The sequence below is a fragment of the Pareuzebyella sediminis genome (assembly GCF_008367235.1).
In the GTDB taxonomy this organism is placed as follows: domain Bacteria; phylum Bacteroidota; class Bacteroidia; order Flavobacteriales; family Flavobacteriaceae; genus Pareuzebyella; species Pareuzebyella sediminis.
In genome coordinates this window covers 597,835-619,922 of sequence record NZ_VTZS01000001.1, presented here as the reverse complement: position 1 = coordinate 619,922, position 22,088 = coordinate 597,835, and the positions used below count along the sequence as shown (strand labels likewise).

16 protein-coding genes and 1 pseudogene are annotated in these 22,088 nt (G+C 39.5%); 5 read left to right on the top strand and 12 right to left on the bottom strand.

Going from position 1 to position 22,088, the window contains the following annotated elements; genetic code table 11:
- Window positions 1-621: 621 nt before the first annotated feature.
- The 4 genes from F2B13_RS02460 to F2B13_RS02445 form a co-directional block, all read right to left on the bottom strand.
- Window positions 622-1,461 carry a 5-oxoprolinase subunit C family protein gene (locus F2B13_RS02460; RefSeq protein ID WP_149302992.1) on the bottom strand — a complete coding sequence of 280 codons (840 nt, stop codon included), beginning with the start codon at window positions 1,459-1,461 and terminating at the stop codon, window positions 622-624.
- A complete protein-coding gene (gene pxpB, locus F2B13_RS02455) occupies window positions 1,454-2,191 on the bottom strand; it encodes a 5-oxoprolinase subunit PxpB (RefSeq protein WP_149275695.1) in 738 nt (245 codons plus the stop codon). The genes F2B13_RS02460 and pxpB overlap by 8 nt, the downstream gene beginning before the upstream one ends.
- Window positions 2,188-2,937, bottom strand: a complete 750-nt coding sequence (gene pxpA, locus F2B13_RS02450) for a 5-oxoprolinase subunit PxpA (RefSeq protein WP_149275694.1) — start codon at window positions 2,935-2,937, stop codon at window positions 2,188-2,190. Before pxpA ends, pxpB begins: the two co-directional genes overlap by 4 nt.
- A gap of 110 nt (window positions 2,938-3,047) precedes the next feature.
- Window positions 3,048-4,232 carry an Nramp family divalent metal transporter gene (locus F2B13_RS02445; RefSeq protein ID WP_149275693.1) on the bottom strand — a complete coding sequence of 395 codons (1,185 nt, stop codon included), beginning with the start codon at window positions 4,230-4,232 and terminating at the stop codon, window positions 3,048-3,050.
- A gap of 275 nt (window positions 4,233-4,507) precedes the next feature.
- On the opposite strand from F2B13_RS02445, the gene F2B13_RS02440 reads away from it, so the two are divergent.
- Both F2B13_RS02440 and F2B13_RS02435 read left to right on the top strand, forming a co-directional pair.
- Window positions 4,508-4,951, top strand: a complete 444-nt coding sequence (locus F2B13_RS02440; RefSeq protein WP_149275692.1) for a hypothetical protein — start codon at window positions 4,508-4,510, stop codon at window positions 4,949-4,951.
- Window positions 4,952-4,966: 15 nt separating this feature from the next.
- Complete coding sequence (locus F2B13_RS02435) at window positions 4,967-5,530, top strand: hypothetical protein (RefSeq protein WP_149275691.1); 564 nt, start codon at window positions 4,967-4,969, stop codon at window positions 5,528-5,530.
- A 54-nt stretch (window positions 5,531-5,584) separates the two neighbouring features.
- Here the strand turns inward: F2B13_RS02435 and F2B13_RS02430 are convergent, their stop codons facing one another.
- Window positions 5,585-6,673 (bottom strand): M12 family metallopeptidase, encoded by a 1,089-nt coding sequence (locus tag F2B13_RS02430; RefSeq protein ID WP_149275690.1) that lies wholly within the window; start codon window positions 6,671-6,673, stop codon window positions 5,585-5,587.
- Between the two features lie 599 nt (window positions 6,674-7,272).
- On the opposite strand from F2B13_RS02430, the gene F2B13_RS02425 reads away from it, so the two are divergent.
- Together F2B13_RS02425 and F2B13_RS02420 are read left to right on the top strand one after the other, a co-directional pair.
- Entirely contained in the window at window positions 7,273-8,364 is a 1,092-nt protein-coding gene (locus F2B13_RS02425) for a Gfo/Idh/MocA family protein (protein WP_198439793.1), read from the top strand.
- Window positions 8,365-8,854: 490 nt separating this feature from the next.
- Window positions 8,855-9,499, top strand: coding sequence for a hypothetical protein (locus F2B13_RS02420; protein ID WP_149275689.1), 645 nt, complete (start codon window positions 8,855-8,857; stop codon window positions 9,497-9,499).
- Between the two features lie 97 nt (window positions 9,500-9,596).
- On the opposite strand, the gene F2B13_RS02415 is transcribed toward F2B13_RS02420, so the two are convergent.
- Complete coding sequence (locus F2B13_RS02415; protein ID WP_232622985.1) at window positions 9,597-10,907, bottom strand: serine hydrolase domain-containing protein; 1,311 nt, start codon at window positions 10,905-10,907, stop codon at window positions 9,597-9,599.
- Between the two features lie 484 nt (window positions 10,908-11,391).
- Here F2B13_RS02415 and F2B13_RS02410 point away from each other — a divergent pair, with 484 nt between their 5' ends.
- Complete coding sequence (locus tag F2B13_RS02410) at window positions 11,392-12,828, top strand: MltF family protein (protein ID WP_149276407.1); 1,437 nt, start codon at window positions 11,392-11,394, stop codon at window positions 12,826-12,828.
- Window positions 12,829-13,475: 647 nt separating this feature from the next.
- Here the strand turns inward: F2B13_RS02410 and F2B13_RS02405 are convergent.
- The 6 genes and pseudogenes from F2B13_RS02405 to F2B13_RS02380 form a co-directional block, all read right to left on the bottom strand.
- Complete coding sequence (locus F2B13_RS02405) at window positions 13,476-15,842, bottom strand: TIR domain-containing protein (protein WP_149302987.1); 2,367 nt, start codon at window positions 15,840-15,842, stop codon at window positions 13,476-13,478.
- Between the two features lie 264 nt (window positions 15,843-16,106).
- The gene (locus tag F2B13_RS02400; RefSeq protein ID WP_149275687.1) at window positions 16,107-17,078 is read right to left on the bottom strand and encodes a carbohydrate-binding family 9-like protein; all 972 of its coding nucleotides are present in this window, start codon (window positions 17,076-17,078) and stop codon (window positions 16,107-16,109) included.
- A 343-nt stretch (window positions 17,079-17,421) separates the two neighbouring features.
- Window positions 17,422-18,142, bottom strand: a pseudogene (locus F2B13_RS20710) (ATP-binding protein); the annotation flags it as partial.
- A gap of 271 nt (window positions 18,143-18,413) precedes the next feature.
- Window positions 18,414-19,106, bottom strand: coding sequence for a hypothetical protein (locus tag F2B13_RS02390; RefSeq protein WP_149275686.1), 693 nt, complete (start codon window positions 19,104-19,106; stop codon window positions 18,414-18,416).
- A gap of 276 nt (window positions 19,107-19,382) precedes the next feature.
- On the bottom strand, window positions 19,383-20,309 hold the full coding sequence (locus F2B13_RS02385; protein WP_149275685.1) for a hypothetical protein: 927 nt from the start codon (window positions 20,307-20,309) through the stop codon (window positions 19,383-19,385).
- A 154-nt stretch (window positions 20,310-20,463) separates the two neighbouring features.
- A complete protein-coding gene (locus F2B13_RS02380) occupies window positions 20,464-21,999 on the bottom strand; it encodes a YifB family Mg chelatase-like AAA ATPase (RefSeq protein ID WP_149275684.1) in 1,536 nt (511 codons plus the stop codon).
- Between the last annotated feature and the right edge of the window lie 89 nt (window positions 22,000-22,088).

The following is a 22,088-nucleotide window of genomic DNA, read 5'->3' as shown; positions in this document are numbered from 1 at the left end:
AAAACTTACTTTTCATAAAACAATATTAAATAAAATATTCTGCTCGACAAACTCTTTTTTAGAGGTTTCAACCTTTGATTTCCATTTTCTTGGTTTGGATGTACTAATCCGAAAAAAATTATAAGCAAGCCTACCCTCATACTTTATGCGCTCTCCGTAATCTTGCCAACTCTATTGTTGCTATGTTTCATCTTAGATAATACCAATCGGATTCAAGCAATGACTCGAAACAAAGTACCATTGCCCACTAGGTTTTAAGCGGAATGCTAAGAACCAATATATTGCTATAAACTTATATCAATAGTATGATTCGCCTAGCAATCGAGGAATTGGTGGAATGACCACAAGTTTACCGGAAGTTCGCGTGGGCTTTTCACGCCGACAAATCGATTTAGGAAGATTTCAATTTTTGAAAGCCATAAGACAAGAGAAATCGTTTTTATGAACAAATGCGCTGAAACGTCTAGAAATGAAATTGATGCTTTTGAAGATACGCTTCGGGTTTACCTGTTCAAAGACATCAAAAATCTTGTTTTTGAAAGTTTGGTCTCCGATACATAGTTCGTACTGGCATAAATCGCAAATGTGCCAAAAACAGGTCAGAACGATAGAGAAAATACTCTAAGTCAGCTTGAAAGAAATTAAGTCACCGAATTTCTTCTGTGCCAATATAGATATAGCCTTGTCCGATAGTTGTAAAATTCTTGGATAGCCCCCAGTGGTCTGTCCATCCTTCATTAAAATGATCAACTTACCTATAGGTGTCAATTGTACAGTTCCCGGTAAAGTGGCAGACGTCAGCATTGAAATTTCATGACCCAAAATTTTTTCCTCTAATTGATAGGCCATTCGATTATTCTCATTCGAAATACTAAATTCGTGCACGAAAAGCGATTCTAGTTGCTTATCGGTAAGCAGGCCATATTCTGGCCCAGGGGTAACTTTCAATACTGTTTCGTCCAAAAAGGAATCTACCTTTAGTTCCGAAATTTTTGGTGCAAAAGATGTATAAGGTTTATAGGCTAGGGTGTCGCCATCCTTACAATGGTTTTTTTGGGTAATCGACAAGAAAAAAGAGCGACTTCCTAACACTTCGGGCGATTGAAAACCATTTTTAATACCTAAATAGCTTCGAAACCCTTTTTCCAATTTTCCATAGGAGAGAATATCACCTTTTTCTATTTTTACAACCTTATAATACGGTACTGGTTTATTGTTTAGAGTTGCAGAGAATTGGGCACCACCAAGACTAATAAATGTTTCTTCTTCGAACAATAGCGTCGGTCCAGTCATCGTTATTTCCAGCACAGCAGCATCTTCTTTGTTCTCTAAAAGCATATTGACTTTTTTAGCAGAAAAGGTATCCATGTAACCAGCTACCGGAACACCCTTGTTTAGATAGCCATATCGCCCACCATCTTGAATCGTGGTAAAAAGACCGGATTTCAATAGCTTAAGCATCGATTTTCGTTTTTTCAATCTTATAGATACCTACTTCCCCTTCAATTTTATGAAGATCATATTCTGCCCTTTCAATGGGATAAAATTGCACCTTGTCACCCACGCTAATAAAACAGGGTTCTTTTTTTTGGGGATCGAACATCGGTACCGAACAGTTACCAATAATATTCCAACCACCGGGCGATTCTTGAGGATAAACACCCGTTTGTTTGGCCGCAAGGCCTACTGAACCTTTGATTACCTTTGGTCTGGGATGTGACTTTCTGGGTATTTCCAAAGCCTTTGGAAGACCTCCGAGATACATAAAGCCGGGTAAAAATCCAATACCGAATACCGTATACGCATGGGCGGTATGCAATTTTATAATTTCTTCAATACCTAGGCCCAATCTGCCGGATACTTCCTCAAGGTCAATCCCGAATTCAAGATCGTAGCACACCGGCAGCCTCCAAAGAAAACGCTCTTTAGCGACTATGGTTTTTTCCTCCCCGTACCAATCGAGCAGTTGTTGTTTAAAACTATCGAAAGCGATGGGCTTATCCCGATGAATTAAGGTCACCGAGTTATATGCGGGAACAATCTCCCAATTTTCGTTCTTAAGCTTTTGCTCAAGAATAAATTGGGTGAATTTAAGAATGTCGTTCAATATGTCTTCCGCTACTTCATTGGGCCATTCGATTAAAATGGCATGTACTCCAAAAGGTCGTATGGATATGGAATAAGTATTCACTTTTTGATATGTATATTATGGTCCGGTAAAGCTTTGGTAAGATACGATACTATTTCAAATGCCAAAATGTTGTCACCATGAATACAAAAAGTATCTGCCAAAATTTTTACAAACCGACCCTCTATGGTCCGAACCCTATTATGTGCAAGCATACCAAGAATATGTTCAAGAACTTGTTCAGGAGAGTGTATGAGCGCTTCATTCTTATTTCTCGGGACCAAACTGAGGTCTTCATTATAATTGCGATCTGCAAAAGCCTCATACCGCAACTTAAAATTTTTCTGCAAAGCTATCTTGGCTATAGCCGATGCATAGGGAACATAAAGAAACGTTTCACTTCTAAACGCTTTTACAGCTTCTAAAAAGACTTTTGAAAGCGATTCACTTTTGGCCATATCATTATAAAGCGCACCATGAGCCTTTATATGGTGAATCTGTACCTTTTCCTCCTCAGCTATATGCTTCAAATCGTTTATTTGCCGTTCAATACTTTCAATCAGTTTGGTGTCTGAAATAGGGATAGAGACCCTTCCAAAGTTTTCTTTATCCGGGTATGAAGGGTGAGCCCCTATTCTCACATGATTTTGTTTAGCCAAACCAATTACCTTAGTCATTGACGCTCTATCGCCCGCATGACCTCCGCAGGCAATATTGCAGGATGAAATTAGAGGCATCAACTGCCCCTCATTATCCAAACCCTCACCAACATCGCAATTAATATCTATCTCTGTGAAATCTGTTACCATAATAGTTCTAGTTAATTAAACCGATTTTTCAACCTTTAGGGTAAGTTTCAAATAACCAAATTATCCTTTCTATTCTTAACACATCTTCCTTTATCAAAAAAACCTGAGCATTAGAAAACAGTCCATACAATCTTTACTCCTAGAATCATTACCAAAACAATTATAATTAGACCTACTATATTTTGCAAAGAACTATTCGTATATCTTCCCATAATAGAACCTCTACTTACAGCCCATAACAGGAAAATGGCTATCACCGGAAGCAAAATTCCATTTGCCACCTGTGCAAATTTTATAACGGTTACAGGCCTAAAACCCAAGGAGGTGAATGCTAAACCCAATATCAAAATAAGTAACCATACCGCCCTAAATTTAAATCCGGCTAAACCGGATTTCCAATTGAAACAGCTATTTGCCACATATGCAGCAGCCAAAGGAGCGGTAATGGCGGAAGTAATACCCGCTGCAAAAAGTCCGATTCCCATAAAGTATTTGGCCAAATTACCATAAAGGGGTTCTAGACCCTTAGCCATATCTATGGCATTCGTTATTTGGGTATCCTTTAAAGCGGCGGCTGAAATGATTACCGCCATTGAAACAAGACCTCCAAGTCCAATTGACCATAGACTGTCCCTCCTCGCCATTTTCAAATCATTGGGAGACTTCCATTTTTCATGGGCCAGCGAAGCATGAAGGAACAGATTGTAGGGTACAATGGTAGTGCCTACTAAAGCCGCAATCATCAGCATACTTTTTTCGGGTACCTTAGGTATAAAAAGACCTTCTAATACCTGTTCGATATTCGGTTGGGTAATAATGGCGGCTACAATAAAGGAAATACTCATAAGAAGTACCAGTAGTATAAAGACTTTTTCAAGTATTTTATAATTGCCTATAATCAATAGTGTGAAAACGAAAGTTGCTACGACAAATGGGTAGTAAGGTGCGTACGTTATGCCGAAAATAGCTTCTAGCCCCAAAGTGCCTCCTCCAATATTACCTCCTTCATATGCCGCATTTCCAATCACTATAGCACTGAAAATAGCACCGAAAATGAAGTATTTAAGAAATGGAAATTGTACTTCACTATTGACTGCATCTGCTAATCCACTTTGGGTGATTATGCCCAATCGAGCCGACATTTCTTGCATAAAAAGGGTAGCTAGAACCGAAAGCAGCATGGCCCATAAAAGCCCATAACCATACTCGACACCAGCCAATGTGCAAGAAGTTACTGTACCAGGTCCTATAAAAGCAGCGGCCACCAATACTCCCGGCCCTATATTTTTAAACATATTGCCCAATCATTTATTATGATACTAAATGTAGATAAATTAAGCTACTATGGCTCGTATTCCCCTAGCTTATTCGCTTGCCTTTTCGTCAGTGGCCTATCTTGATTTTCACAACACTTTTAACACTTTTAAATGTCGTTTATCTAAAAAAATGCCGTTCGTCTAAAACTGGGGTGCCATATATCGAAACTTTATACTATTCGTAAAAAACTACGGTTATTATTATCCCAAATCTAACGTTCCCGATGTAAATCAGGATAAAATGAACCTACTTAATGACCTGCATAGAATGTAATAAAAAACTCGATTATCAAGACCACAAGGTCTCAATGGATAATCTTGGTGTAGAACTTTGTTCGGAACATGTTAACCGTATGATGGTACTAATCGAGAAGCGCAACACCCCTAAAGAAGCGATACAATTGTACTATGGCCTAAAGGATGCCGGCGTAACCGCCATGCTTGAATGGTGGGATGGTACAAAGTCGATCGATATCGCCATATCCCGAGTGAAACTCAATATTATTATTGATTCTGAATATAATATGTTGACCCACGAACAGGCGATAAATGATCTTGAGAAAACTATGCATTCGTTTAAAAACGGGTTCACGACCATTCGCATACCCCACGTTTTAATAAAGCACTATCTCAAAGAGACCGTCACTAATATTCTGGGAATAATAGATGGTTTACGCGTGCATTTAAAGGCGATTTAACTAAAAAAAAAGATCATGTCAACATCAAAAAAAATTTTAAAGGCCCCATTTAGAATTTCAATTGCAATGGTTCTGTTTGGCATGTTATCCAGCATCTTACAATGGTCGTATTCTGAAGAAATTCTATTATTGGCATTTTCTAGTACGGCTATCATATATACCGTTCGTTTTTGGAAAAAGACATCGAAAACCTTTTTAGACTACAACAAGCTAATACTGATTTTATCTTGGGCCCTTAACGGTATATTTCAAGTATCAGACCTACCGCACGCATTTCTGCTACAAGTTATTACGGCAATCACTTTTATTATTTGGTTTGTAATGGAAGGAACCGCATATTTCTTGGATGAGAACCGTAAAAGAAAGAATAACTTCGCCCGAGTCGTGTGGAACTCCATTATGGTTATCGGCACCCTAGCGATCATAGCCGGAAGCATTCTCAATATTTTAGATTGGCAATTCTCCATACCATTGTTATGTTTAGGAATCGTCATTGTAGTGGCGTATATTCTTAAAGATATTTTGCCAGTAAACAACTCAAAGGTCGAGGACCATAATAACGAAGAATTTCAACTTTAACTGCATTTGCCTTCAGTACGTTTTGCCGCCTTTGCAAAGATTTGATCATTGGGCTTAATAAACCATTACACATGTATCGCCAGAGCTGGTTTTATAGTATAGGCGAATATTGACAATATATTTCTTGCCGTTCAGCAACTTTTCTTTGATTACGGAATTGCGCTCCTCCCCACTATCATCATCACCGGACAAATACTCATTCTCCCCGTCGATTATTTCTGAAAGTACCATAACGGTATCCATATCCCCAAAAGTACGTATGGTATAGGTACGAGACTCTTCCGGTTCGAATTCAAGGTTGATTTGATCACCGGCATTCAAAGATATGACCTCAGATCGAAAAGGCTTTAACTCGATAAATCGTCTTTTATCGAGTTTGGGATAAAACTGCTTTACCCACGTGACATCGCGCTGCGAAAGCCCGTCTTCAGGACTGAGACCATTTTTGTACTCCGGTGGAGAAATAATCATGTTGGCCCCAAAAGGATAATGCATTATAGAATTGGGATCCCAGCTGGAACCCTGAACTTCATCTGGGGAAATCTTTCTGATAATATTATGGAATGTCTTATCTCGAGACCAATAATTGGGAGGACCGGCTAAGGCATTGTACACCGCTTCTTCGTCCCAAACGATACCCGCCTTGGGGTTCTGGTGTTCATGAGGAAAACCCATGGCATGGCCTATTTCATGCAAAATAGTATCTTGATCTTCTATGATGTCCCATCCAAAATTCATGGTACGTTGACCTTTCGGAATGTCCCAAGCATCCCGCCCCACATAGGACCACGACCCCTCTCCTTTTGCGAAACCGATCCGGATAATGGCTTCAAGTCTGTCTTCGGTCTCTTCGAATTCCAGACCGATATCTTGATTCTTCCATTTTTTAAAAGCTTTTCTAACCGCATTTTTTTCCGCAGTAGTGCCTTTCCAAAAAATTTTGGACTGTTGACCATTCTCTTTGGTGACCTGGGTATAAAATGAGTCTCCTTCAAAAAAGGCATATTTCAACTTGGTACCGTTCACCCATTTTTTTGCCATCATAAGAATAGCACCCATCCTTAAAGGCCCCATAGGTATATCGAACGTTCTAAGTGGCATTTGAGGTAAGTTACAGTAGTATATCTCGTTTTGCTTTTTCATCGTCTTGTTGTTTAGTCTAGTATACTTGATTTGCCGACTCTAGCTTAAGTCGCAAAGTGGCCTGATACCGGCCAATTCATTTAAACAGTAGCCCTATTAAAGATAAAGCATCCCCTATTGGCATGATACAATTTTGTATAGTTGGTTACAACCGATGTGCGAACTACAAAATTTTCCGTTAAAAGAGTTACCCATTTTTCCCATTCACTATTAAAAGGCCATTCACTTTTAATTATAAAATATACGTCTAAGTGGTTGTTTTTTAAGATTATAGGAATATCGAAACGTTTCATTTAAAGAGAAAAAACAACCTTTGGTCGTAAGGTTGGTCTTAAATCGAGTTTCTTCCCCATTGCACGATAAACGAGGGTCCAAAAAAACAATCACCCCGTTCTATATACAAACGTAGCTTATGAGAGAAAAAACTACACTCAGTGAATATATGGTCTATACCTTTTGTGCCTTCTGCTTTCTATGGTCGTTATATGTACTATTCTTTGCCGACCTGATGTAAAACAAGAGAAAGTCGCCCAGTTTGAAGGGCTGCCATTGATTTATTCAGATTGTTGTCGTATTTTCCTGTTCAAAATCTCTTGAACATGGAAAAAAAACAACGACGGCTATTCCTAAAACAGGCTGGAGCAATGGCAGCTACGACGGCTTTTTTACCTAACTCGCTATGGTCCGCCACCCGACAACAAAAAGATAAATTAGGGGTAGCCTTAGTGGGTCTTGGGTATTACAGTACCGATTTACTAGCTCCTGCCCTACAGCTAACAAAAAATTGCGAACTCAAAGGAATTGTTACCGGTAGTCCAGAAAAAATTCCTGTATGGAAGAAAAAATATGGTATTGCCGATAAGAACATATACAACTATGGAAACTTTGACGATATCGCCAATAACCCCGATATCGATGTGATTTATATTGTGCTCCCCCCATCGATGCACGCGGAGTATACTATTCGAGCGGCCAATACAGGAAAACATGTCTGGTGCGAAAAACCCATGGCACCTTCGGTCGAGGAATGTGAAAAAATGATCAAAGCTTGTAAGGACAACAAGGTGAAACTTGCCATTGGTTACCGTTGCCAACATGATCCGAATATTCAAGCCTATATGCAGGTAGCCAAGGAAAGAACTTTTGGTAAAGTGATGATGGTAACCTCTGCTGCTGGTTACTTTGACGGAAGAACCGACCATTGGAAACAAAAGAAAGCCCTTGGCGGAGGGGTTATGGGCGATATGGGGGTATATGCCATCCAAGGAGCCCGACTTGCTACCGGTGAAGAACCTATTTCTGTACTGGCCCAAACCTATACCGTACGCCCTGATATATATCATGAAGTTGAAGAAACCGCCATGTTTCAACTTGAATTTCCCAGTGGGGCCCGGGCGGCCTGTCATACCAGTTTTGGTATTAATATGAATTATTTGAAAATAAATTACGAAAAAGGATGGGTCTACATGGAACCACATTCATCCTATAATGGGAACAAGGGAGTGCGATCGGATGGCGTAGAGATCAATTTTCCGATTGAAAGCCAACAAGCCAAACAAATGGACGAAGACGCAGCTTCCATAATTAACGGAACCAATATGCTTGTTCCTGGTGAGGAAGGACTTCGTGATATTCGTGTCGTCGAGGCTGTATATAAATCTGCGGCAAAAGATTGCTTGGTCAAACTCTAATGCCGTTTTCAAAAAAACCATAACCCGCAACTACTAAAACCCCAATTCGATTGTAGATTACCCTAAAAAGTATGGGGTTTTTCTAGAGGCTCGTTTCCTTCTTGGTGTATATCTTTGATACAGAAATCTATAAAACACACCATTATTATGAAAATGAAGGACAAACTTTTATATGTTTACGTGGCATTCAACATTGTTTTTATTGTGGTTATGGCCATTTTCCTTTTCAAAAACCATCCTTTTTAAAAAATTCGCATAACCATAGTCGATGCTTGATTGACTCGAAGAAATTGGAAAACAGTCCCATAAACTTTCATATTTTATGTGAAGGAAAAGCTACTACCATAGGAGGTAGTAGCTTTTTTTTTCGTAAAGACCGAGTTTTTATTGGCCCTTTTTATACAGTGGTATTTCAAATAATCAAACTTTTTACTTAAAAAGGCTAAAGAAGTCGGGAGCTGACCTAATTTTGTAATTTCACAGCTATTTTATGAAACTTAAGGAGGGTAATCGTTTTTATGGGTTTATTAAGGTTTGGAAGAGGTTTCGCAACGGGCTATTCCTATTTAGTTTGAGAAATTTCTTAACCCGTTTCGGGTTGGATATTGCCCCTTATTATTGGTTTAAGGAAGAAAAAAATAATGGTGAGCCTCCTAAAATAAAAGAAGGCCTCGAAAATTATACGATCGCTCTTATTCCTCCTTCGGAAGTTTCGGTTATGGACGGTGTTATGGGGCTTAGCACTTCATTCTTGATCAAGAATATGGAACGTGGTCAAGTTTGCATAGGCCTTCGGGTGGCTGACCGTATTGCAACCCTTTTATTTATCGACCCTAATGATTTTACCTTTAAACATCGTAATTTTCACATAGAAGACGGAAGCGGCTACCTTCTCAATTTATATACTTTCGAAGATTATCGAGGGAACAATTTGGCAGCTTACTTACGCTATAACTGTTATGATGTACTTAAACACCTAAACATAACCACCATTTACAGTATCACCTCCTATTTTAATAGGTCATCAATTCGGGTGAACGAGAAAATAAATGCCAAGAAGCTCAAACTATATCTTCATATCGGACTTTTCAAAAAATGGCACTGGAATTTTCTCTTAAAAGACTACGAAAGATAATCCTCTCGCGCTTGCTCATACATAGGAAGATATGCTGAAATAGCTCCTGGGATGTCCCCCACACCCCTATTTTAAATAGACGGGAATCATTTCAATATCACTGCATTGACACCTTGTGGTCTAGGCCATCGTTGAAGACCAACTCATTGAAATTATTTGAATATACCGATCTTACAATCTTATTCAAATCAGGAATTACACGCTGGGCAATTCTCGAATGCCCATTCAACAGTACACAAATACCCAAATCATCTTCGGGATACATGCCAATTTCATTTCTATAATTATTGACACTTCCGCCATGATGCCAAATGGTTTTTATGCTTTGTGAATCCTGATCTTTATATTTATGTATCCTCCATCCAAAACCATAGTACGACGCGACGTGCCCCGGCCATTTTTTATAGTATTTGTATCCACCTATTTTGACGAACGGATTAAAGGCCTCTCCGATAGCTGAAGCATCCATTATTTCAGGATTGTTTCCCAATAAAAATCGCATCCATCGGGCCATATCAAGGGCTGTAGAACTTATACCACCTGCCGCAATAGCATTATAATAATTGTTTCGAAGACGTGTGGCACGCCATCCATTACGGGCCCTAACATGGGGCATGGCAATATTGGCTGCACCGACCAAACTCTCATGATCCATGGTTGTCGTACACATTCCCAAAGGCTTGAAGAGACGGTCACCCAACAAGGTATTGATTTTTTGCCCGGTCGCCCTTGTCATCATTTCTCCACAAAGTGCAAACATGGCATTCTGATAACTATACAGCATTCCAGGCTCGCTTATAGGAACTATATCCCTGAACCGACTCGCAATGTCAGATAGTGGAAGGCCAGCTTCCACTAAATTGGTAAAACTATGATAGGGAGTACCAGAAGTATGGGACAAAATATTGGCCAAAGTGATATGCTCGGTGTTTTTTTCATCTCCTAATCGAAAATCAGGGAGGTAATCACGCACTTTATCATTCCAGTCTAGTTTTCCCTCATGCTTGATTTGCGCGGCCAAAACCCCAGCAAAACCTTTTGATAGCGAGCCCAATCGAAACAAGGTTTCGTCGTTCACCATTTCTGGGCTATTGACACTTCTTTTACCGAATCCTTCCGAGATGAGTATGGAGTCTCCATGAACAATGCTGACTCCAGCACCTACAATATCACCCGATACTATCGCTTTTTTAAAGTATGCACTTAAAGCTGACTTTAGCTCACTTTGTTTTAATCGATAGCGTAGGAAATCCTTTTTGTTGAACGCGTTCTTTGGTAGTGCAATTTTCAGAGCAACGTCTTTAGAATCGTTTGGCATATCAGGATCAGGTTCCATCAAACGAGTTGCCAAAAGAATGATAATCACTAATAAAAGCGCAGAACCGACGAAGATTTTGAAACGCGGCATAAAAAAAATGGTCTTTTAAAGTTGTTGTTGAACGATAAAAATAAGATTTATACCTCTTATTAACGATGAAATGCACATTTTATTCAATAATTAGATGCTTTTATCGAATTTTTAACCGAAATGATCGATTAAAAGCATGTGAAATTGAATGATTTTATTTCCCTAGACCACTAACCTTTCAAAACATCCTACCCTAAAAGCACAATCAAATTTCCAAAAAATAAAGTGTTTTGGGTCTCAAAGTCACTAAGGGAAGGACTCGTAAAAGGAGACTCCTTTTTTTTTACTATATTCTTAATGTGATTTAGACCCTAGTGTAGGTTATGGATGTTGCCAAACCATTTTATGTTATAAGTCGGTTAACGTAGATTAAGATAGCATTCCATTTGTTTTTATAAGTATAGAAGGACAAAGGAACACCCTGCACCCAATTAATTATTTTTAAGGGCCGATAGCAATGAAAAACTTATTATACCATACTTATATGCATATACGATTTTTTGTCTTCAGTTTTTGCTTTATCTTATTAGTTACGGGTTGTAATTCCAATTCCACCATCAATAATGACAGTGACGATGGCGCCAACATAAGGATAAGGGATTATGAAGATATACTTGAAGATGGTAAATTGAGAGCACTCATTGCCTATAGTAGTACCAGTTATTTTCTTTATAAAGGGAGGCCTATGGGCTACGAATATGAGCTTTTACAGCGACTTGCAGACAGTTTCAATCTTGAACTTGAACTCATCGTCGCCGAAGACCTGAATTCTTTATTGAAACAACTCACCGAAGGTGATATCGATTTGGTAGCCTATGGCTTGGCTATCACCTCTGAGCGAAAAAAGAATGTGGCCTTTACCGATTATTTGTATCTGACCAATCAGGTTTTGGTACAACGAAAACCGGAGAATTGGCGCCAGTTGACCTTAGATAAAATAAGGGAAAGTATCATTCAAGATCCTATTCAACTTATTGGAGATACCGTCTCTGTACGGTTTAATTCTTCCTATTTTGAGAGATTGGAGAACCTCTCTAAGGAAATAGGTGGCACCATTCATATAGATACCATTTTGGGGAAGGTATCCACGGCAGAAATAATCAAAATGGTAGCCGAAAAAAAAATCGAATACACAATAGCGGATAAAAACTTGGCCAACATCAATGCTTCCTTTTATCCGATTCTGGATGCCTCAGTACCTGTTAGCTTTTCCCAACGTATTGCTTGGGCCGTTCATAAAGACTCGCAGGTACTGTTGGAAAAGATTAACGAATGGATCGAAAATCAAAAAAAGAAAACCGACTATTACGTCATCTACAACAAGTACTTTCAGAATAAAAGATATTTTAATCGTCGGGTTAAAAGCGAGTTTTACAGTCTAACCAACAATCAGATCAGTCAATACGATTCCATCATCAAACGAAATGCGAAAACGCTGGGTTGGGATTGGCGTTTATTAGCCTCCCTGATATTTCAAGAGTCAAGTTTTAACAGCGAAGCGAATGCATGGACGGGGGCTTCGGGCTTAATGCAATTGATGCCCCAAACCGCTGAAGAGCTAGGGGTTGCGAATGTCTCCGAACCTATTGATAATATCAACGCAGGTTCAAAATACTTAAAAAGTATCTACAAGAACTTTGAGGAAGTAACCGATAGCGTACAGCGCATCAAATTCACCATGGGTGCATATAACAGCGGTTATTATCATATCATGGACGCCCGCAAACTCGCAGAGCTAAAAGATCTAGATCCCGACATATGGGACGACAATGTCAATGAAATGATGTTGGCTCTAAGCTATCCACAGAATTTCAACCATCCATCTGTCAATTATGGTTACGTCAATGGTATAGAACCCTACAATTACGTGAATCAAATCTTTGAACGCTACGAACATTACAAGAACTTTATTAAAGAGTAGACCAAAATCCATTGAGTACACGAATATCAGCCTAATCGTTACGAAAGTATTAGCGGTTTCACTGCTGTGAATGCAATAAACGTCATTTGAATTGTTGTGATCTAACATTCAAGGTCACTAGGGAGGACAAAGTCAAAAACAATAAAGTCTTTTTAATCATTTTTTTGGTTGTTGTATTTTTCAGTTCGCATCTTTTAAATGTGTACTAACTTTTGAACAAGTACACCTTTCAACGGTATCGTGGAAAAAAATTGGCGCCTTTATTACATGGTCATTGTTACGAACTTATAGAAAACAGAACAAGAATCTTTTCTATAGTGTGACTTCCTACTTTAATAAGTCTTCTCAAGACTTTAAATGAAAGTTGAACGCTAAACTGGAAAGTATATCTGCACGTAGGGTTTTTTAAGAAATAGCTCTGGAATTTCCAGTCCAAAAATTAGGATCGATAACTTCTACCTGTCCCTGCCTATAACAATACTACCTACTTAAATACACAGGGTACCAGCCCTCTTCATTAAATCGAAATATCTCAGTTTCGGATGAAGAAACTACAACTCATCAATACATAATAATTAATGCTGAATTTTTGGTTAATGCCACTTTGTAAAAATCATTCGGATAGGTAGCCTTGGAGATTTTGTTCATTATCGGCCAAAATCCCGAATGGCGCGTACCAGAAATTTTCGTTTTTCAAGTGCATTGTTGTAATGATATGAGGTGTTTCCATCCGTGAAACGCAGTAGTCTAGCCTGATGCTTGTCGTAGGGCGTTGCGCTCCAATACAATTTATCGGCGAATCGACCATCGTTGGTTGCGCCTTGCCCAATGGTATGGTACATGATCTCCAGTTCCATTAGTGTGGGCAATCTCCATCCCTCGCCCAATTGCTCGTGAATTTTAATCGCATCTTTCCACGGCATGGGGCCCATATCTTCGGTGTAGGCAATTTTACCCGATTCCTTGGATGAATCTATCGCGAAAACCATACCTCCCAAATAAGTATCTCCGATACCTAATTCAGAGATGGCTGGCGGCTGACGTTCAGAAATATCATCAATCGTGGGCTCACTGGCCGGAGGTACTCCCGTAGTCTCTACTTCCGGGACAATAGTGGATTGCTTTTCAGCATTTCCGGTAAAAACGTAAATCAATAGTCCGCAAATAACTAGACTTGCGATGGCGAACCCGGCATAAATTCCTTTCGTATGTATGGTGCCTTCCCCTTTAGCTTCCCTAATGCGCTTAAGAAAACTACTTAAGGATTCAACCGTTTTATCATAAGCTAGGGCAGAACCTTCTTTCAGAGTGGTGAGGGAATTTTCTAAAGTTTTTCTCCATTCAACCATGAATCCGGAGAAAAAACCACTTTCTTTATTTATATTTCTTTTCTCTTTTGCTTCTTTAATGCGTCGACCGATTATGCTCACCGGTTTGGAGGTCCGATGGTATGCTGTGGCGAAACTCTTTTTCAGCATCGCAATTGAATCCGCCGAGGTTCCTTTGATTTTAACTACGAGTCCGGAAAAAAAACTTTTTTTATCACGTAAAGCTTTTTTCTCTTTTGCCTCTTTGAGGCGTTGAACGAACCCACTCCAAGATTTTGAGGTACGGTCGTAAGCCACGGTGATGTGATCTTTCAAAGTTTTTCTGAACCTCTCGAAAAACCCTGCCAACTTCTCCTTCAGTGTAGCGTCGCTTTCAGATTTCGATATTTTGATCTGCTTCTTTACCTCTACAAAGGGCTGGGGCTTTACTTGTCTCTCGTCGACCCCCATTTCTTCTTGGGGCGCTACTCTTTTGGTCTTGACCGGTTGCGTAGTCTTAAATTGATAATTATGTCCTGAAAGTCGTTTTTTTCTAAGGCTTACTTCCTGCACCGTAATTACTTCTCCCAATCGCTTTTCTAGGTCGTTTGCGCTACCGGACTTTTGCATTCCGCCCCTTTCTTTTGCATATACCACCGATGTTGTACTTGCATTGCCGTTGTCTGGGCTTTCTTTTTTGCCTACACTTTTGACCTTGACCGGTGGCGTAGTCTTAAATTGATAGTTATATCTTTCGAGGCGATTTTTTCTAATACCTTTTTCTTGCGTGAATTGACCTTTTCCCACCTCTTTATCTTGAATAGATCCTTTTTGGGTAAGACGTATACCGGAACGTATATTTTCTAATTTTCTGGTTATTGCACTTTCGTTTTCCCGATTTGGAACTATAGGCCTTCTATGGAGTTTGGCCTCTACTTCGATTTTTGTATTTCTTTTAGCTTTTCCTTTGAGCTCTTTTTCCTTTTTTATCCGTTGTTGGACCTCCACTTTATGTCTCGGCCGACTCTCAATTATGACCGTCTCTTTCGCTTCGATTTCTTTCAGAGGAGGCATAGAAGCATAATCCCTAATATCTTTTACTTTTGCTTTAACTTCCCGTTTGCTTTTTTCCCCTTTTTCGGCCTCATCGTTTCTCCTTTCTTCTTCAAAGAAATCTATCGCTATTTGCCCAGCTGTGCTTCTACTCCGGTTTTCTTCAACAGCATTAGTTTTATCTGGTGGTGAAATCAAGCCCCTCAAAAAATTGGTAATTTCTCCAAATACTACATCTTCTGTATTACGGTCACCTAATGGCTTTTGATTTTTTGGAAACACTTGTAGTTCCTTAAAGTTGAAATTGTAGTCGCCAAAGCTAAATTCAAGATCCCAAGGACAATTATCTATTATAATGGGTATAATGGTGGTTCCATCGTTTTTATAACGATCAACGATCACCTGAAATTCCTCTTGTCTGATAAGATCGGAATACATAAAGCTATTACTCAATAAAAGCAGGAATATATCACAATGATTTAGCCGTGATTCATGTTCCGGTCGCCATCGCTGACCCGGATTAATCGCATCGTCGCTCCAGATAGTTAGGTTGAAGTCTTTCTTCAAGGGGTGTAAACGGAGCAAAAGCCGCCGCAACACATCGATATCTTGACTCGCGTAAATAGCATAAATAGTCCTCTTCGTAAAACTCATTTTCTTAACATAGTAATTCTCACAAAATTTTAGGATATTTTCTACCTAAAATCAATTTAAAGGTTCTGGCTTTAAATCATTTAAAAATAGATAATTATACCGTCTAATTCAACCGTAAACACCAATTATTTTAGGTTTTAGCACAGAGCTGCCATCAGGTTTCTCCGGAGGGTCGATCCATCCTTAAAAGAAGGGGCACTAAAATCGTTATCGAGAAGATTTTTCGCACAAATAGGCCAGACCTATATAAATTAATGCGGAGTACTACTTATTAAGATTTTGTACATCTTCGTTGAAGAAGTTGATAAAAGTAAAGCATTCCGGCACATGGGAGTCCCATATCCCATGTGGACTCCATGCCCACCCGCCTGAATCCTTGGCAGGTTCGGCCTCCTTGTACTGGTTGAACCTTGAAAAGTCCATTCTCCAAGTATCTTTATGTTGCGGTGGAATACTTCTCCCATCTCCTTTGGCCAAAATCGCAAGACTTGACCAAGGTAGGGCAAGTTCAACGGTCCATCCTCGATCTCGATCGGTGTCATCGTTAATGGTGCCATCGGTGAAAACGGCGCTCTGCAAGCCTTCGAGGTCCCATTTCCAGAAACCGATTCTCAACCCTCTCGGATGGGTTTTATATCCTACCCCGTTAAATTCCCTTCTCCCGGGCTCTTCAGGCCCAAACCCTTTCAGGGCATCGTAACCGCCCTTTTTGTAGGCTTCCTCCCAAATAAAGAACACCTCATAAATAGTTCCGTAGGCATTGATTTCAAATTCGTAGTAGGCATCTTTTCCGGCGATGAATAGTTCCACATCGTTATTCTGGTAAATCAATCCGTCGCGTTCGGTGATACTGGCCTGGAGATTCGGTTCTTCTATCCAATACCCCACATAGAGATAGTCATCGTCCCACAGCACTGCGGCCCGGGTATCGTGAATCGTTTCACCCCCCGAAATCAAATCTCGAAAATTAGATGATTGTGGGGCAAGTTGCCACTCCTCTTCATCAAGTTTGCCGTCTATTTTTGGTTTGTGCGATGTTCTATAGGCACGATAATCGGGAATTTCAAATTGATCACAAGGACTATATTCTTTTGAATCCGACGGATGAACGGTATACTCTTTGGCATCATACTTTTTTTCGGTGTTACCCAAAGATGAATTGTTTGCAAAAAAAGCCATACTGAGAGCCAAGAAGGCAATCAAGATAGCAGGTACGAATAATTTGAATATGGTCATAGGCTAATTGTTGTTTTTTTAAATTATGGGGGGAACTTGTTGGCACACACCCTAGATTTGCTGAGCAAGTTATCTCCCTAGAGTTAAATTTATTGAAATAAAGTGAGAAAAACAGGTTTGGGGAGACCAATAGGGACTGATTTACTTAGTCCCTAAAATTTTTTGATTTCTTACCCATCATCCTGACCTTTGAGGTGGATTACACCATTGTGCTGTAAACACTTTCGCCCATTGACCAGTACGTTGTGCCTATTAAAACGAAAATATCAAGTCTTTAAAAGTAACGAACACATTTTTACCATCGGTACAACTCGGAAGACGAGGTTTTTGTCAAGAACAAGCGTCAACCCAACCACCCTTCCCTGTCCAAACTACGGTATTGGATTGCTTCACTAATATGATTACCGTTTACTTCCTGGCTATTATCTAAATCGGCAATGGTTCGCGCTACCTTTAAGATACGGTTGTAGGCCCGCGCGGAAAGGTTCAGTCGTTCCATGGCATTTTTGAGAAGTTCCTTAGACGCATCGTCCAACCTACAGAACTCGCGGATCTGCTTGGTATTCATCTGGGCATTATAATGCACCTTGTCCAATGCTTCAAAGCGATGGGTCTGAAGTTCTCGAGCTGCGGTCACGCGCTTACGAATGGCCACACTGCCCTCTCCTTTTCGGTCGTCGGAGAGTTTTTCAAAAGGAACGGGCGTTACTTCAATATGAATATCGATACAATCTAGTAGCGGTCCTGAAATCTTGCCTAAATACCTTTGCATTTCCGCGGGAGAAGAGGTCACCGGCGCATCGGGGTCGTTGAAATACCCTCCTGGACTCGGGTTCATACTCGCCACCAGCATAAAACTACTGGGGTAGGTACCGTAAAACGGGCCCTTGAAATAGTGACTTCACGGTCGTCCAAGGCTGGCGCATCACCTCGAGTACGCCACGCTTGAATTCGGGGAGTTCATCTAAAAACAATACTCCGTTGTGCGACAACGATATTTCTCCCGGCTGTGGATAGGCTCCCTCACCCACAAGGGCCACATCTGTAATAGTATACAAGGGGGTGGTCTTTTCTTAAAATATTATAAAGCTAATTTTAAATTGCTTATTTAAATTCGTTAACTTACAAAGAACATTCGAATTTCTTTTTTATGATTATATTTTTATAAGCCCTAGCAAAAGAAACTGTCTGATACGCCATTTTAGTATGGCAAAGCGTAGCTGTATGCCAGATAAGGCGAAGATACCAGCCTGTCGACTTAGAATTATAAATAAACAAGTACAATTAAATTTTTAGGGAAGACTTCTTACCGTTTAAGAAAAATTTAAATAGTATTTAGTAAAGAGGTATTGTTTGTTCAAAATGTTTAAATGCTTCACGAAATTTATCATCGTTGTCATTCATTTCATTTTCCAATTTAATGAAATTGCCTGCCTTTACTTCATAAACTCTATAATAGTGATTCTTATTTTTTCTAGTTATTATTGAGTATTGTGCGATTGTACTATGCCTACTGAAGATTGTAAAATATAATCTCATTTCATCATTCCCTTGAGGTATTTTATATTTCCCCATTGGTGTTAGTGATGATGGATGTATTGTTCGTACTTCGTTAGAGGTTTTCGCACATTTATCGTAACATGCCTTCATGACTTTTATTTTTCCATTGGGTTGTGTCTTTTCACATTTATCAAGACACTCTTGATCATAAATCATAATCGTGGTATCAAAAATTGGGTAGCTTGACATACTTTCTGCATAGATTTCAAATTCATTAAATCCCTTCCAGATAACATGAATCTTTAAATATCCTTCTCCCATTACTTGTTTCAATGTTTCGGTTTGTAAAGTATTAATTTGCTTTTGAGCATCAATTAGCTGTTTGGCTCTTTCTATATTTTCTTCTTGAAGAACTTCATTTTTAGCTTCGGTCTTCTGGCTTTCATAATATTGCCAAGCAGAAAGACACCCTGCGACCAAAGCAGTAATAATAATTAAGGCCGTAATAATATATACTCTTGTTTCCAAAACTAGTGTTTTCACTTATGGTTATAAAAAATTGAAAATAGAAAGCTCACGATAAAGATAGTGTGACTATGATAATCCATTTCAATGGCTGTTATATTCGTAATTTATTAAATATAAAGTCAATTCCAAAACACAGGACTAAATCATTGACCAAGAAAAAAAGTGAACACGTCGCGCATCTATCAACCAGTAATGATTAATTTTTTTGGAAATCTAAATGAAAACTTTCCGCTTTAGAGAGCCTAATCAAATAGAGGACTCAAGGGAGGGGGCATTTTATCTATTAATTTCAAAAAAATAAACGTCTCCATAAACACTAAGGTCTCTGTCTTCAGTGGCCCTATGTTTAACGAAATCAAGTTTGATGTTTTCACTGACATTTGTAAAATTTATATAACACTTATTAGGCTGTGGTCTAAGGTAGTTAGATATAAAGTCTCTAATATAATAGTCATCCCATACATATTTATCGTATTTGAGTCTCAAACGAAAATGTGCAGTGGCACAATTCAAAAATTTTTCCATGTCAAAATCAAGAGGAGTGAAAAGTTTGAATTTTAGAGTTATAGAAAATTCATCCCCGCTACCATCATGTCTTGAGTAAACAACATTCTTATTTGGGTTCTGCGCTCTACCACCAGTTAACTCAAAGTCCTGTGTTTCCAAAAAGTAATTTACTTTCTTTTTCTCTGTATTGTTATAAAAACTTAATTCAGGAACGTAATTTTCAATAAGATAATTAGGTAGTATTTCTCTTTTAACTCTTTGAGGTAGCTTTGACAAAAACTCAGTATACTCGGAATTCATTACTGGTGCATCAAAAACAATAGTAAAAGTGAGATTGCCATATTTAATATTGTCCGTAAGTTTTAAAGTTTCTTTTTTTAAATCTTCAGTCGCAGATTGAACATCACCAATTATTTTTTCGGAAGCTTTCTCCACGGCTCCAACACTCGCTTGAGTACTCTTCACCAATTTTTTATCCGTTTCTTTCAAAAGATTATCGAACCCTCCTTTCAATTCTTTTATGGTCTTTTCAACTGATAGGGTTATCGCCGTGTCAATTTTTTTTTCGAGTTCTTTTTGCGATAGTTTTGCCTTTTCTTCTTTTCTTACATGCAAAACCCAGAGCGAAGCGAAAGCAAATAGTCCAGCAACAATTAAATGCCAATAATTTGTCCAGAAATCCTCCATTATTCTCATTTTAAACTGTGATTAAAACGTCAAGCTTAAATTAGGATTTTCTATCCAGATTGTTAAGGACATTCCATGTTTTCTGTCTTTCCCAAGTCTTACTTTAAATATTTCTGACGGGAATATACTTCGAAATAGAATATGCTTTGTCTAAAATAGTTTTTCAACCCAACCACCCTTCCCTGTCCAAACTACGGTATTGGATTGCTTCACTAATATGATTACCGTTTACTTCCTGGCTATTATCTAAATCGGCAATGGTTCGCGCTACCTTTAAGATACGGTCGTAGGCCCGCGCGGAAAGGTTCAGTCGTTCCATGGCATTTTTGAGAAGTTCCTTCGACGCATCGTCCAACCTACAGAACTCGCGGATCTGCTTGGTATTCATCTGGGCATTATAATGCACCTTGTCCAATGCTTCAAAGCGATGGGTCTGAAGTTCTCGAGCTGCGGTCACGCGCTTACGAATGGCCACACTGCCCTCTCCTTTTCGGTCGTCGGAGAGTTTTTCAAAAGGAACGGGCGTTACTTCAATATGTATATCGATACGATCTAGTAACGGTCCTGAAATCTTGCCTAAATACCTTTGCATTTCCGCGGGAGAAGAGGTCACCGGCGCATCGGGGTCGTTAAAATACCCTCCTGGACTCGGGTTCATACTCGCCACCAGCATAAAACTACTGGGGTAGGTTACCGTAAAACGGGCCCTTGAAATAGTAACTTCACGGTCTTCCAACGGCTGGCGCATCACCTCGAGTACGCCACGCTTGAATTCTGGGAGTTCATCTAAAAACAATACTCCGTTGTGCGACAACGATATTTCTCCCGGCTGCGGATAAGCTCCCCCACCGACCAAGGCGACGTCGGAAATCGTGTGATGGGGACTTCGAAACGGCCTTTGGCTCATTAACCCCATGTTCTTTATTTTGCCGACAACGCTATGGATTTTGGTAGTCTCTAACGCCTCATGCAAGGTCATGGGGGGTAAAATCGAAGGCAATCGTTTAGCCAACATGGTTTTACCTGCTCCAGGAGGACCGATCAATATAATATTATGACCACCTGCCGCGGCGATTTCCATACAACGCTTAATACTCTCTTGCCCTTTCACATCGGAGAAATCATATTCCGGAAAGTCTAGGCTTTTATAGAACTCTGCACGGGTATCGATAACAGTCCGTTCAAGATTTCTATCCTTATCGAAGAAATCGATGACCTCACTGATATTTTCGACACCATAAACCTTTAAATCTGAAACAATGGCTGCTTCCTTGGCATTTTCCAAGGGTAAAATAAAGCCGTCGAAGCCCTCTTCTTGAGCTTTTATGGCAATGGGAAGTGCCCCTTTGATGGGTTGCACCGATCCATCAAGGGAAAGTTCTCCCATGATGATATATTTTTCAAGATTTTCTGATTTGATTTGCTGGGATGCGGTCAAAATACCAATGGCCAAAGTCAAATCATAAGCGGAACCTTCTTTGCGCAAATCAGCCGGAGCTAGGTTAAGGGTGATTTTTTTTCCAGGAATGCGATAACCATTGTTCTTTAGAGCGGCTGCAATGCGGTAATTACTCTCCTTTATGGCATTATCGGGCAACCCCACTAAATGATACCCCACTCCGGTATCGACATTGACTTCGACAGTAATCGTGGTGGCCTCCACGCCGAAGACGGCACTTCCAAAAACCTTTGTGAGCATGTTTGGGCTTGTTAGTGAGTCTATAAATGTAAGGAAACATTTTTTAGTAGGTATTATCCTTCAAAATATTTAAGATAATACTTAATTAA

Bases quoted from the DNA above. Each gene is read 5' to 3' on its own strand.
- F2B13_RS02380 (WP_149275684.1), bottom strand. From the start codon at position 21,999: ATGCTCACAAAGGTTTTTGGAAGTGCCGTCTTCGGCGTGGAGGCCACC.
- F2B13_RS02435 (WP_149275691.1), top strand. From the start codon at position 4,967: ATGTCAACATCAAAAAAAATTTTAAAGGCCCCATTTAGAATTTCAATT.
- F2B13_RS02420 (WP_149275689.1), top strand. From the start codon at position 8,855: ATGAAACTTAAGGAGGGTAATCGTTTTTATGGGTTTATTAAGGTTTGG.
- F2B13_RS02425 (WP_198439793.1), top strand. From the start codon at position 7,273: ATGGAAAAAAAACAACGACGGCTATTCCTAAAACAGGCTGGAGCAATG.
- F2B13_RS02400 (WP_149275687.1), bottom strand. From the start codon at position 17,078: ATGACCATATTCAAATTATTCGTACCTGCTATCTTGATTGCCTTCTTG.
- F2B13_RS02385 (WP_149275685.1), bottom strand. From the start codon at position 20,309: ATGAGAATAATGGAGGATTTCTGGACAAATTATTGGCATTTAATTGTT.
- F2B13_RS02430 (WP_149275690.1), bottom strand. From the start codon at position 6,673: ATGAAAAAGCAAAACGAGATATACTACTGTAACTTACCTCAAATGCCA.
- F2B13_RS02460 (WP_149302992.1), bottom strand. From the start codon at position 1,461: ATGCTTAAGCTATTGAAATCCGGTCTTTTTACCACGATTCAAGATGGT.
- F2B13_RS02410 (WP_149276407.1), top strand. From the start codon at position 11,392: ATGCATATACGATTTTTTGTCTTCAGTTTTTGCTTTATCTTATTAGTT.
- F2B13_RS02405 (WP_149302987.1), bottom strand. From the start codon at position 15,842: ATGAGTTTTACGAAGAGGACTATTTATGCTATTTACGCGAGTCAAGAT.
- pxpA (WP_149275694.1), bottom strand. From the start codon at position 2,937: ATGGTAACAGATTTCACAGAGATAGATATTAATTGCGATGTTGGTGAG.
- F2B13_RS02445 (WP_149275693.1), bottom strand. From the start codon at position 4,232: ATGTTTAAAAATATAGGGCCGGGAGTATTGGTGGCCGCTGCTTTTATA.
- F2B13_RS02440 (WP_149275692.1), top strand. From the start codon at position 4,508: ATGACCTGCATAGAATGTAATAAAAAACTCGATTATCAAGACCACAAG.
- F2B13_RS02415 (WP_232622985.1), bottom strand. From the start codon at position 10,907: ATGCCGCGTTTCAAAATCTTCGTCGGTTCTGCGCTTTTATTAGTGATT.